Raw genomic sequence first — 12,194 nt, 5'->3', positions numbered from 1 at the left:
GGCGTACGCCGCTCAGCTCCACCAGCCGCGCCGCCCGGTGCCGGTGGCCACGGAAGGGGGCGAGCAGTTCGAGCATCCCGGCGTCGTCGGTCTTCGCGCCGGTCAGCGCCCAGCCGACCAGTGAGCACAGGTGGTAGTCGCCCACTGACAGGGCATCGGGGTCGCCGTGGGCGCGCTGGCGGATCTCGGCGGAGGTCCACACGCCGACGCCGGGCAGCGCGCGCAGCAGCCGGTCGGCGTCCTGGCTGGTCGCCGCCGCCTCCAGCTTGGCGGCGTGCCGGGCGGCGTTGACGATCGTGCGGGCACGCACGGCCTCCGCCCCGGCGCGGTGCCAGTCCCAGCTCGGGACCGTCCGCCACACCTCGGGCGGCGGGAACACCCGCATCTCCTCGGGCGCGGGGCCGGGCGCGGGCTCACCGTACTTGCGCAGCAGCCACCGCCAGGCCCGGAACGCCTCCCGGCCCACGACCTTCTGTTCCAGTACGGCGGGCACCAGCGCCTCGAACACCCGGCCGCTGCGCCCGATCCGAAACCCCGGATGCCGCCGCGCGGTCTCCCTGAGCACGCCCTCGGGGGCCTCGAACCCGGTGGCGTCGTCGTGCGCGCCGAGCAGCGCGGGCAGCATGTCCAGCGCCCAACCGGCCCCATCGCCCCAGGCGGACGCCAGTACGGCGCCTTCGGCGGGCCGTGCCGCGACGCGCAACGCGGCCGGCCCATCGGGGGTCCGCGACGTCCGCCACACCGCCCCATCGGCCCCACGCCGCCACGCCGGATCGCCGCTCCCCCGCCGATGCACCGCCAACGCGAGCGTCACATCCACCGGCCCCTCCGGCCGCCACACCCGCTCCTTCACCTGCCCAGTCTGCCCCTCTTTCGCCATGACCGAGTACGGCACCGGCCCGACCTGAGCAGCACCGCAGGACTCCCGTGGCTTATGTGGCAAATGCGCCATTTGTCTTGATCGTAACCCGCGATCTATGTAGAGGACATGCATCTAACGCATGATCTTTACGTAGGCAAGAGAAGATTGTTCTGTAAGCGAAGGTCGTTCGGGGAAAGGTAAGCATGAAGCTCTTGTTCAAGACGATGCTGGCCGGGATCGGCGTGGCGGCGGCAACCCTGGCCATCGCGCAGCCCGCCTCCGCCGCCTCGTTCAGTTGGGGCGTCGGCGACGGCATCATCACCTACGACGACGGTGCGGACCGTATCTGCGCCCAGGCGTACAACAGCGAGGGCCGGCGCTGGGTCGAGGTCAAGCTGACCCCGGTCAACGGCGGCGGCCCCTCCTACACCTGGCGGGACAACAACAACGCCTACGGCCACCCGGGCAGCACCTGCCGGAGCCTCGCCACCGCGTACGAGGACACCCTCTACCGGGCCACGGTCCGGACCTACTGGGGCGAGCGGAACACCATCGTGAGCCGCGGTAGCCGCAACTTCAACAGCTGATTCGCGTTCCCCGATTCACCGGTTTCCCCGCACACCGCCCGGCGGCGTGCGGGGAACCGCTGCGTTCCGGGCCGTGACCAGGGTCCTTACGGCATGGCCGATGCCCGGGTGAGGCGGGACATGACCTGGTCGACGAAGCGTTGGACGGCGGCCGGGTCGAGGCCGGTGGCGGGCAGGCATCGTTGACGGTCCAGGGCGATCTGGATCAGCTCCCGGTCCGGGACCGAGGTACGGCCGAGCGCCCACAGACCGCCGTCCACCTTGGACACGAGGACGCGGTCCACGGTGAAGCGCAGGGTGCGGCCGGAGCGGCGAAGACATCCGTGGCCGGGCAGGTCATCGCGTGGGGCAGCGACTACGACGGGCAGTCCTCGCCGCCGGACTCGGTCTCGTCCGGCGTGACGCAGGTGTCCGCCGGGCTGGCGCACGCGCTCGCGCTCAAGGACGGCGTGCCGATGGCGTGGGGCAACCCGGGCGATGACCGCACGTTCGTGCCGATCGACCTGCGCAGGGGCGGCGTCACGGCGATTTCGGCAGGTTACAGGCACAATCTGGCGATCAAGAATGGCAAGGTGTGGTCCTGGGGCCGGTTCACGCAGCCCGGCGGCACGCTGGCTCCGCCCGCCGGGACCGAGGCCGGCGTGGACGCGGTCTCGGCCGGATACCTGCACAGCCTGGCGCTGAAGGACGGCAAGGTCATCGCGTGGGGCTTCGGCTCGCACGGGGAGACCGACGTTCCGGCCGAGGCGCTGTCCGGCGTGGACGCGATCGCCGCCGGGATGTACTTCAGCGTCGCGCTCAAGGACGGGGAGGTCATCTGCTGGGGGCCGAACCACTTCGGAGAGTGCACGATCCCCGAGGAGGCCGGGTCCGGAGTCACGGCGATCGCCGTCGGCTCGACGTTCACGCTGGCGATCAAGAACGGCAGAGTCATCGGATGGGGTAACAACAACCACCACCAGCTCGACATGCCCATCGAGGTGGACGACCACGTCGTCGCGATCGGCGCCGGCTCGCAGCACAGCCTCGCGCTGAAGGACGACGGGCAAGTGGTCGCGTGGTGGTACAACGCGCAGGGACAGAGCACCGTGCCGTCGGTGGCGACCACGGGTGTGAAGGCCATCTCGGCAGGTGGCTACTTCAACCTCGCCATCAAGTGATCGTCTAGCCGTCGAACCGTGGGGAGCCGGTACGCCCGACCGGCTCCCCACAGCCGTCCGCCCCCGGAGGCCCTAAGTACGGCGGAGTTCCCGGGGGTACTCGTACCGCGCCCGAACCACCGCCTTCCGGGGCGTCGGTGACGCGGGGAACAGTCCGGCGCTTCGGGCGAAGGGGGCTCGAAGGGAAGGACGCGTGCCACTGGAGTCGCAGGTGCGAGCCGACCTGAGTCGCAGCGGAATGCCGCACGTCGGAACGATGTGCCGCCCCGGTCGGGTCGGAAGCATGGACGTCATGACAATGAAGATCAGCCCGGTGGGCGGCGCGGCCGTGGGCCTGCTCGCCCTGCTCGCCGTCCTGCCGCTCGCGTCGTCAGCGGCGGCCTCCGCACCGGCCGCCGCGCCCGGGACGAGCGTCACCTCGACCTCCACCACGGCCCCCACCACTCCCCTGGCGCTCCCGCGGCCGACCGGGGCTCAGCCGGTGGGCGCTGTCACGTTCCATCTTGTGGACCGGAGCCGTCCCGACCCGTGGGTGCCGGCGGAGAAGACCGGGCAGCTCATGGTCTCCGTGTGGTACCCGGCGAAGAAGGGCGGTGGTGGGCGCGCCGCCCCGTACATGACCGGTCCGGAGGCGCAGGCGTTCCTGGAGGGCAAGAAGATCACCGACGTGCCCGAGGAGGTGCTCAGCGAGGCCAAGACGCACGCGGTGGCCGGTGCCCGCCCGGCCGGGCGTAAGGGCACGCTGCCGCTGGTCGTGCTCTCCCCCGGCTTCAGGCGGCGACCACGGCTCCTTCACCGATTACCCGCTGGTCACCAAGGTCGGGAGCGTGACCTTCCCCTTGGCCTGCCAGGCAGGCCGGGGGGAAGGTCCTGACGATCTCGGCCTCGCCCTGGCGGACCCGTACCCGCACGGCAGCAGGCGTGAAGCCGGGCATCGGGGTGGGCGTGCGGGTCCGGCACCACCGCCGCCGAGTTCGGCCGTGAACTCGGTGGCCGCCTGCGGGAGACATCGTGGTGAACGACCGATCTCACTAAGGAGGGCCGTTGACCATTGAGACGGCCGAGCTCGACGACGCCGAGCTGATTCGGCGGTCCGAGGGTGACCCCGAGCAGTTCGCCGCGCTGTTCGACCGGTACGCGCGACAGATCCACCGGTACGCGGCGCGCCGGATCGGCACGCAGGCCGCCGATGACATCGTGGCGGAGACCTTCCTCGCCGCCTTCCGCAGGCGCGGTACCTATGACCGTTCCGTGCCGATGGCCCGTCCCTGGCTGTACGGCATCGCCACCACGCTCGTCGCCCGGCACCGCCGGCAGGAGGAGCGGATGCTGCGGGCGTTCGCCCGCACCGGCGTCGATCCGCTGCCCGAACCCGAGGCCGACGCGGTGGTGGACCGGGTGGCCGCGCTGGACAAGGAACGCGAGCTGGCGGGGGCGCTCGCGGCGCTCTCTCGCGGCGACCGGGACGTGCTGTTGCTGGTCGCCTGGGAGGACTTCAGCTACGAGGAGGTCGCGCAAGCGCTGGGGATTCCGCTCGGAACCGTGCGGTCGCGCCTGCACCGGGCCAGGAGGAAGGCCAGGGCAACACTGGGGGAAGGGGAACTGTGATGAGCACGATCAAGGAATTCCGCGGCGGCACCCCGCCGATGACCGAGCGGGCCGAGATCGCGGCCAGGGAGCGGCTGCTGGCCGCGGCGCGGGGCGAGGTCCTTGAGCCGTACGCCGTCCGGCCCCGGTGGCGGTCGCACGGCGTACGGCTCGGGCTGCGGCTGGCCATCGCGGGCGCCCTGGCCGTCGCAGTCGGGGCGGGCACGGTACTGGCCCGCGACCGGTCGGCCATGTCCCCGGTGGCGAGCGTCAGGGACCTGGGCGAACGGGCCGCCCAGGCCGCCTACAACGACACAGGGATGACGACGAACCCCGGCCAGTGGCTCTACATCAAGGAGCTCCAGGCGCCCTCCGGCGAAGGCTTCGGTGTGGAGCCGTCCAAGCGGACCACCTGGGAGCAGTGGACCAGCGTGGACGGTGGGCAGGTGGCCTGGTACCACACCGGCGGCAAGCTGCTGATCCAGGGCAACCATCCCGGCCTCGGCGATGACGACCTGGCCGAGCCGCCGGTGACGCCGGAGGGCGTGCTCGGCAAGATCCGGACGGTCCTGGAAAAGGAGAAGCCGTACTCGGACGAGCCCCTGCCGTCCATGGACGAACGGCTCTTCCAGGCCGTCTACCAGCTCATGGACACCCAGGCGCTGTCCGCCGAGGTGCGGGCCGCGCTGTTCCGCGCCCTGCCCACCATCCCCGGCGTGACCTACATCCCGGAGGTCGAGGACGCCGACGGCAGGAAGGGCGTGGCGTTCAGCCACACCGGCGACTGGATCCGGTACGACCTGATCCTCGACCCCGTGAACTTCCGGTTCCTCGGCACCTACGGCGTGACCGTCAAGGACCACACCATGACCTACACCAACGAACCGCCCATCTTCGTCCAGGCGGGCACGCTGCTCACCCTGACGGCCCGCCTGGAGACCAAGGTCGTGGACCGCCCAGGCCAGCGCTAGACGTCGCTGGAGAAACGGACCGCGCACGCGGGCAGGTGGACCCCCGGCCACAGCCGGGCGCCTGCCCGCAGTTCGTTGCCCGGACCGACCACGGCCTCGTCGCCCACCACGGAGTCGCGCACCACCGCGCCGGACTCGACCCGCGCGCCCGCGCCCACCACCGAGTCGGACACCACCGCGCCCGCGCCGATCACCGCGCCCGCGCCGATGACGCTGCCGCTCACCTGCGCCCCGGACTCCACGACCGCCCCTTCGCCGACCACCGTGCCGCCGCCGACCTTGGCGTCGGACGCAATCATCGCGCCCGGCAGGGCCAGTACCTCCCCCGGCGGGCCGGGCAGCGCGGGCGAGGCCAGGGTGCCGAGGACCAGGTCACGGGAACCCTGCACGAACGCGGCGGGCGTGCCGACGTCGAGCCAGTAGGTCCGGTCGGCGTAGCCGAGGACCTGTTCGCCCGCCTCGATCAGCCCGGGGAAGGTCTCCCGCTCCACCGAGACGACCTCCCCCGCCGGGATGGTGTCGATCACCGAGCGGGTGAACACGTAACACCCGGCGTTGATCCGGTTGGTCACCGGGTTGGGGGTCTTCTCCAGAAATGCGGTGACCCGCCCTGATTCGTCGGTCGGCACGCAGCCGAACCTGGACGGGTCGTCCACCTCGGTGAGGTGCAGGGTCACCGCCGCGCCCGCGGTCACGTGCCGATCCACCTGTGCGCCGATGTCGTGGCCGGACAGGATGTCGCCGTTGAGGATCAGCACTGGCGCGCCGGGCGGGCAGGTCAGCGCCTCGGCGGCGTTGCGGATCGCGCCGCCGGTGCCGAGCGGGGTGTCCTCGATCATGTACGCCAGCTCCAGCCCGAAGGCGGAGCCGTCGCCGAACGCCTCGGCGAACATCGAGGCCCGGTAGGAGGTGGCGAAGACGATCCTGCGCACGCCGTACGCGCGGGCCCGGGCGAGCTGGTGCGCCAGGAAGGGGACGCCGGCCGTTGGCAGCAACGGCTTGGGCACTCCCAAAGTCAGCGGCCGCAGCCGGGTGCCCTTGCCGCCGACGAGCAGAATGGCTTCGAGATCACCGCGACCTTCCAGGTCAGCGCGGCGGGGGGAGGAAATCTCCGTCACCCCCGCGAGCGTAGTGCACTATTCGACCGCGCGCTGATAAGACGTGAGATGTGCTTCGGCCGAAGCCTCCCAGGTGAACTCCCTGGCCCGGTCGAGGCCCGCCGACGCCAGCCGTTCGCGCCGCAGCGGCGAGCCGAGCAGGTCGGAAAGGGCCTGGGCGATGCTGTCGATGTCGGGCTCGGTGTAGGCGACGGCGTCGCCGCCGACCTCGGGCAGCGACGTGCGGTGGGTGGTCAGCACGGGCGCGCCGCAGGCCATCGCCTCAAGGACGGGCAGCCCGAACCCCTCGCCCCGGGACGGGAACGCCACCGCGAGCGCGCCGCCGAGGAACCCCGGCAGGTCGGCGAACGGCAGGTAACCCGGCCGGACCACGCGGACCGTCGCCGACACCTCGGCCACCGCCGCTTCGACGCCCTCGTCGCGGATGCCCCCGGCGAGCGCCAGCGCGGGCGGCTCGGCGAACCCGCCGACCGCGCGCGCGAAGCCGCGGATCAGGTTGGGGACGTTCTTGCGCGGTTCGAGCGGGCCCAGGAACGCCACATACGGCTGGCCGTGCAGGCCGAGCCGGTCGGCGACCCGCTTGATCTCCTGCTCGGCGGGCCGGTAGAAGATGCCGTGATCGACCCCGTGGTAGGCCACGTCGATCCGGGTCGGGTCGGCGGACAGCACCCGGACCAGTTCGTCTCTGGTGGCCTTGGAGGGCACCACCACGCGGGTCGCGTGGCGCACCGAGCTGCGCGTGGCCGAGCGGAAGAACGCGGCCTTGACCGCGCCGTGCTGCTCGGGGTCGGTGAACCAGGTGACGTCGTGGACGGTCACCACGGTCGGCATGCCCGACCGCAGCGGGATCGAGTAGTAGGGCGCGTGGATCACCTGCGCGCCGACCTGCTGGGCGAGCACCGGCACACTGGTCTGCTCCCAGTTGAGCCTGGCGGCCCGGTTGGTGATGGACGGCGGCCCTGAAAGCACGCGCGCGGACGGCGCGAGCCGCTGGTAGCGCTCGGCGTCGGCACGCTGGCAGGCCACCGCGAAATCGGCGCCGGCATGGTCGAGGGCGGCGACGAGCCCATCGACGTACCTGCTCAGAGCGCCGCGATCGGCCGGAACCGCTGCCGCGTCGAGGAGCACTCGAAGGGACAAGACTGATCGCTCCCCTCCATGGTCACGCGGGACCGTGCGTCCCCCTCTCCAGACAACTCTATTGCCAGCCTCCCCGAAAACGTGCGGTAAATCACAGGGCATTTCGGGGCGCCTTGTCACTCTGTGGCCCGGCCTCAGGTAGGGCCGCCGACCGCGCCGCCAGCGCGGCCGTACCCGCGCACAGCAGATCGCCCGCCACCAGCACGATCCGGGAGGTCAGGGCCACCGCGATGGCGGGCCCCTGGGGAAGGACCGGGGAGAGCACGGCCACCATCGCCAGCTCGCGCACTCCGGCCCCGGCGGGCACCACGAACGTCATGATGCCGAGACACCATGACAGCGCGAACGCGCCCGTCGCGAACGCCACCAGACGCGCCCCCGACACGCCGGTCGCGCCCGACTGGCCGAGGATCACGGCGAGGTGCAGGCCGTACGCGGCCCAGCCGGCCAGCGACCAGCCGAGCGCGCCGAGCATGCCGCGCCGGGTGAGCGCGCGTTCCAGCGGCTCGCGGCGCAACAGCCGCAGCCCGAGGCCGATGACCGCGTTGATCACCCGCGGTTCCAGCAGTACGGCCAGCACGGGGACGAGCAGCAGCGCCCAGGCGTAGGGGCCGATCGCGGCGGGCCCGGCGGTGAGCAGGGTGACGGCGGCGACCAGCAGGCCGCCGGCCATCTGGATCGGCATGGTCAGGAAGAACGCGGCGGCGCTGCGCGAGCGCGGGACGCCGAGGTCGCGGCCCATCTCCATCTGCGCGAGCACCGGCCACACCGAGCCGGGGATGTACTTGCCGAGCTGGCCGACGAAGAAGACCTTGGCCGCCTGGCGTACCGGGAGCGGCGAACCCAGGTCGGCCAGCAGCGCCCGCCAGGTCAGCATCCCACCGCCCAGCGCGGCGATCACCGCCACCACCGACAGCAGCACCGACGTCCACGACAGCCGGGAGAACCCGGTGACCACCGAGTCCCATTCGCGGGCCACCGCCCACGCGCCGAAGCCCAGCGCGACGGCCAGGAAGCCGATCCGCACCGCGCCCTTGACGGTGATCCTCAAAGGGGACGCACCCGGTCGGGCGGCTGGGGCAGCGGCACTCCGGCCGGGCGCAGGTCGCCGATGGTCGCCACCCACAGGTAGGTCGGCACCAGCGGTAGCAGCGCGCGCAGCGCGGCGCGCGGCATGCCGCCGAGCACCGCGCGCACCACCTTGCCGGCCACGCCGGGGAACAGCTCACCGCCCGCGAACCGCTCGGGCGTGGCGAGCACCGGGAAGGTGTAGTCGTGCACCCGGAAGCCCCTGACCATCTTGCGCAGGCCCCTGCGGGTGCGGAAGCGCTCGTAGTAGCTGTCGGCGCGGCCGCTCGCGCGGACGTAGCGGTCGGCGAGGGCGGGCGGCAGGTAGGACAGGAAGGGCAGTTTGTAGTGCGGCTCGATGATGCCGAGGCGGTTGCCCAGGCCGAGGTAGAGCACGCCGGTCGGGGCGAGCACCCGGCGCATCTCGGCCATGATCGCGTCAGGGTCGACGACGTGCTCGTAGATGTGGTTGAAGACCAGCACGTCGATCGAGCCGTCGGGGAAGGGCAGGGCGGTGCCGTCGGCGCACACGAACTCCACCCGCTCGCCGAACCGCGTGGCGGCCTTGCGCAGCCCCGGCACGTCGATGTCCAGGCCGAAGGTGCGGGCCGCCCCGGCGGCGGCGAGCTCGTCGGCGATGAACCCGGCCGAGCAGCCGACGTCGGCCACGGTCAGCCCGGCCAGCGGGGCTTCGCCGGTGCGTCCCAGGAAGTGCGCGAGCACGGCGATGATCTTGGCGGCCTTCCTGCGCCGCTTCGCCTCGTCGAGCATCGCGGCCTGGAACTCGGAGTATTCGAGCTGCGCCTGACGTTGGCTTCCCACGCCGCACAACAGTACCGGGGCCGGGTGGTCCTTGGGTCAGCCGTTGAGCAGGCGGTCGCCGTAGGCGGTCCAGAACGGCTCGGGATCGACGGACTTGACGCCCGCGCGCAGCCGTTCGGGCTCGCCGGGCTCGTAGAAGCGTTCGATCGCCGCGCGCAGCGCCGGTACCGACCCCGGTTCGACCAGCAGGCCGTCCACGCCGTCGGTGACGTTGTCGGCCAGCGCTCCGACCCGGGTGGCGATCACCGGAACGCCGTGCTCGTGGCCCAGCCAGACGTTCTGGCTGGCGGTGGCGTTGCGGTAGGGGAGCACCAGCGCGTCGGCGCGGGCGAACAGGCCCGGGACGTCATCGGCGGCGACGTAGCCGGGCCGCAGTTCCACGCGGTCGCCGATGCCCAGTTCGCCGATCAGCGCGCGGGTGTCGTCCAGGCCGCCCCAGAACTCGCCCGCCACGGTCAGCGAGATCCCGTCGGGGAGCGCGCGCAGCAGCAGGTCCAGCCCCTTGTAGGGCCGGACGATCCCGAAGAACAGCAGCCTGCCGCACACCTCGCCGCCCGCCGCGGCCGTCCCGGCGGCGGGCAGGTGCGGCGGCAGCGCGGCCACCACGACCGGCGCGGCGGCGAGCCCGCGGGCCAGCCCGGCCTGCTGCTCGGAGTGGACGAGCACCCGGTCGACCCGTTTGAGCAGGGCCTTCATCAGCGGCGTGTCGTACGGCTTGCGCTCGTGCGGCAGCACGTTGTGGCACAGCGCCGCCACGCGGGTGCGGCGGCCGACGCCGGCCAGAATGCCCAGGTAGGCGGGCACCTGCACGGGGCTCAGCACGGTCAGCACCACCAGGTCGGCGCCGCGCAGCCGCCGGCCGCAGCGCACCCAGCCGTCCGGCCGCCGCCAGTCCAGCGCGCGCAACGCGTTGGGGTACGGCGTGCCCTCGGGCGTGTCGATCGTCTGGCGCCCGGGGTAGAGGAACGAGGGGTACTGTGCGCGCCAGGATTCGATCACCACGTCGTGGCCCAGGGCGGCGAGCCGGTGGGCGAGTTCGGTGGTGTGCTGGGCCCCACCCCCCTTGTAGGGATATGTCGGGCCGACGATGGCGATCCGCATCGGCTGGTCGTTCCTCTATTCGTTCCTGGAGCGGACGATCAGGTCGGCCAGCAGCGCCACCGAGCCGATCAGCAGGCCGGACAGGAACGTCACGACCGCGTTGCTGGTCAGGTAGAAGCCGTAGTGCAGCACGTCGTAGACGCCCTTGCCGAACCCGATCATGGTCAACCCCAGCGCGGGGGGCATAAGGACCTTCAGCGGGTTGAAGTACATCACCATCCGCAGCACCTGAAGGATGTAGCGGTAGGCGTCGGACACGAAGCCGAACTTCGACTTGCCCGCCCGCTTGCTGTACTCGATCGGCATGTAGTAGACGCCGTGCTGGTTGGACAGGAAGGCCAGCGTGATCGTGGTGACACAGGAGAAGCCGGGCGGCAGCAGCCGCAGGTACGGCCTGGACACCGACTTGCGAAACGCGCGCAGGCCGGAGTTGAGGTCGGGGATCTTCTGGCCCGCCAGCCGTTCGGCCACCTTGCGGATGAACCACTTGGCCGGCACCCGCAGCAGCTTGTGCGAGCCCTCCTCGCTGGTCCGCGCGCCGACGACCTGGTCGATCGCGGCGTCCTTGTGCAGCACGTCGATCAGTTCGGGGATGCGCTCGTTGGGGTAGGACATGTCGGCGTCGGTCCACACGACGATATCGCCGCGCGCCTCCTGTGTGCCGATCCGGCGTACCGTGCCCGAGCCGCCGTTGCGGTGGAAGGCGCGCACCCGCATGTGCGGAAACCTCGGGGCGGCCTCCCGGAGCCTGTTCAGCGTCTCGTCGGTGGAGCAGTCGTCCACCGCGACCAGCTCATAGGTGTACTCGCTGTGGTCCATCGCCTTGCAGATGCGCTCGACCTCGTCCACGACGTGGTCCTGCTCGTTGTAACAGGGCAGGACGATCGTGACGTAGGGCGGAATGTCCGCCTGCTTCTCTTCCACGGTTGATCCGGTCTCCGGCGCTTCGGGCGGGCTCATGACGGGCGAGAATACCTTTCCCCACAGGGACTCGGATGCACATCCGCCCTTTTCCGGCCCGCCCTAACGCGTGACGGCCATCACCCGGCGCACTCCCGGGAGACGGCCCACCGCGCGCTCGACGGCCCCGGCGGCGGCCTTGTCCTCCAGTTTGACGTAGAAACCGACGGACCTGGACTCGTCGTCCCGGTGCCGGCGCGAGTAGACCATCGCGTGCTCCTCCACCTTGCGGGAATGGTCCGCGTCGCTGAAGTAGACCTCCCCGACGCCCGAGGTCTCGAAAAGCCGCTGGGCGATCCGGTCCTTCTCCTGGTCGGTGACCTCCTGGCGGCCGGCGCAGGGGTCCTTGGGGTCCAGCGGCGGGGTCTTCGGGCACATCAGCACCGCCAGGTCGGCCTTGCCCAGCCAGAAGCCGGGCCGCTCGACGTACGCGGCGGCGACCCCCGGCAGGCGTTCGGCCTCCTCGACGAACGCCAGGGGGTGGACCTGCGGCCGAAGCTCCCCCCGGAAGGACTCCCCCATGTCGGCCACCTCGACGGTGGCGAGGAACTCCGCGTTCGTCACCCGCTGCGCGAACTCCCGGTACTCCTCCTGCTTCGACCAGTAGCGCACCGCGGTCACCCCGGGCATGGCGCGCAACCTGGCCTCGATGGCCCGGCGCTGCTCCCGCGTGGGCGGCGGGCACATCGGCCCGCACAGCTCGACCCGGAACTCCCCGGTGGCCGGCCACGGCCCGTCCGGCGGCGGCACCGGCACCCGCCGCGCCACCTGCACTCCCCAGGCCGCCACCCCGGCCACCGGGGAGTTCCGGGTCGAGC

At 71.8% G+C, this 12,194-nt stretch carries 14 protein-coding genes; 5 read left to right on the top strand and 9 right to left on the bottom strand.

What is annotated here, in order from left to right; translation table 11 throughout:
* Positions 1-853, bottom strand: an 853-nt coding sequence (locus tag C1I98_RS25740; RefSeq protein ID WP_233508179.1) for a DNA-3-methyladenine glycosylase family protein, incomplete at its 3' end; no start/stop codon positions are given.
* Positions 854-1,065: 212 nt separating this feature from the next.
* On the opposite strand from C1I98_RS25740, the gene C1I98_RS25735 reads away from it, so the two are divergent.
* Positions 1,066-1,449, top strand: a complete 384-nt coding sequence (locus C1I98_RS25735; protein WP_111170003.1) for a hypothetical protein — start codon at positions 1,066-1,068, stop codon at positions 1,447-1,449.
* An 86-nt stretch (positions 1,450-1,535) separates the two neighbouring features.
* Here the strand turns inward: C1I98_RS25735 and C1I98_RS25730 are convergent, their stop codons facing one another.
* Entirely contained in the window at positions 1,536-1,733 is a 198-nt protein-coding gene (locus C1I98_RS25730) for a hypothetical protein (protein WP_146607625.1), read from the bottom strand.
* Positions 1,734-1,772: 39 nt separating this feature from the next.
* Between C1I98_RS25730 and C1I98_RS25725 the strand changes: the two genes are divergently transcribed.
* From C1I98_RS25725 to C1I98_RS25710, 4 genes are all read left to right on the top strand, one after another.
* Positions 1,773-2,609 (top strand): RCC1 domain-containing protein, encoded by an 837-nt coding sequence (locus C1I98_RS25725; protein WP_111170001.1) that lies wholly within the window; start codon positions 1,773-1,775, stop codon positions 2,607-2,609.
* A 292-nt stretch (positions 2,610-2,901) separates the two neighbouring features.
* Positions 2,902-3,483 (top strand): hypothetical protein, encoded by a 582-nt coding sequence (locus C1I98_RS25720; protein ID WP_146607624.1) that lies wholly within the window; start codon positions 2,902-2,904, stop codon positions 3,481-3,483.
* Between the two features lie 170 nt (positions 3,484-3,653).
* Complete coding sequence (locus tag C1I98_RS25715) at positions 3,654-4,217, top strand: RNA polymerase sigma factor (protein ID WP_111169999.1); 564 nt, start codon at positions 3,654-3,656, stop codon at positions 4,215-4,217.
* Entirely contained in the window at positions 4,217-5,167 is a 951-nt protein-coding gene (locus C1I98_RS25710; RefSeq protein ID WP_111169998.1) for a CU044_5270 family protein, read from the top strand. The genes C1I98_RS25715 and C1I98_RS25710 overlap by 1 nt, the downstream gene beginning before the upstream one ends.
* On the opposite strand, the gene manB is transcribed toward C1I98_RS25710, so the two are convergent.
* The 7 genes from manB to C1I98_RS45135 all read right to left on the bottom strand — a co-directional run.
* Positions 5,164-6,285, bottom strand: a complete 1,122-nt coding sequence (gene manB, locus C1I98_RS25705; protein ID WP_233508177.1) for a mannose-1-phosphate guanylyltransferase — start codon at positions 6,283-6,285, stop codon at positions 5,164-5,166. The two genes, C1I98_RS25710 and manB, sit on opposite strands and share 4 nt — an antisense overlap.
* Positions 6,286-6,303: 18 nt before the next feature.
* On the bottom strand, positions 6,304-7,425 hold the full coding sequence (locus tag C1I98_RS25700; protein WP_111169997.1) for a glycosyltransferase family 4 protein: 1,122 nt from the start codon (positions 7,423-7,425) through the stop codon (positions 6,304-6,306).
* 91 nt (positions 7,426-7,516) lie between these two features.
* Complete coding sequence (locus C1I98_RS25695) at positions 7,517-8,476, bottom strand: lysylphosphatidylglycerol synthase transmembrane domain-containing protein (RefSeq protein ID WP_233508176.1); 960 nt, start codon at positions 8,474-8,476, stop codon at positions 7,517-7,519.
* The gene (locus C1I98_RS25690; protein ID WP_111169996.1) at positions 8,473-9,315 is read right to left on the bottom strand and encodes a class I SAM-dependent methyltransferase; all 843 of its coding nucleotides are present in this window, start codon (positions 9,313-9,315) and stop codon (positions 8,473-8,475) included. The genes C1I98_RS25695 and C1I98_RS25690 overlap by 4 nt, the downstream gene beginning before the upstream one ends.
* A gap of 36 nt (positions 9,316-9,351) precedes the next feature.
* Positions 9,352-10,416 carry a glycosyltransferase family 4 protein gene (locus tag C1I98_RS25685; RefSeq protein WP_111169995.1) on the bottom strand — a complete coding sequence of 355 codons (1,065 nt, stop codon included), beginning with the start codon at positions 10,414-10,416 and terminating at the stop codon, positions 9,352-9,354.
* 15 nt (positions 10,417-10,431) lie between these two features.
* Positions 10,432-11,376 carry a glycosyltransferase family 2 protein gene (locus tag C1I98_RS25680; protein ID WP_111169994.1) on the bottom strand — a complete coding sequence of 315 codons (945 nt, stop codon included), beginning with the start codon at positions 11,374-11,376 and terminating at the stop codon, positions 10,432-10,434.
* Between the two features lie 63 nt (positions 11,377-11,439).
* A partial coding sequence (locus C1I98_RS45135; protein ID WP_267898076.1) for a permease-like cell division protein FtsX occupies positions 11,440-12,194 on the bottom strand: 755 nt, incomplete at its 5' end.

Source organism: Spongiactinospora gelatinilytica, from assembly GCF_003236385.1.
GTDB lineage: Bacteria > Actinomycetota > Actinomycetes > Streptosporangiales > Streptosporangiaceae > Spongiactinospora > Spongiactinospora gelatinilytica.
The sequence above is the reverse complement of the archived record's forward strand: the minus strand, read 5'-3'. Positions and strand labels throughout refer to the sequence as shown.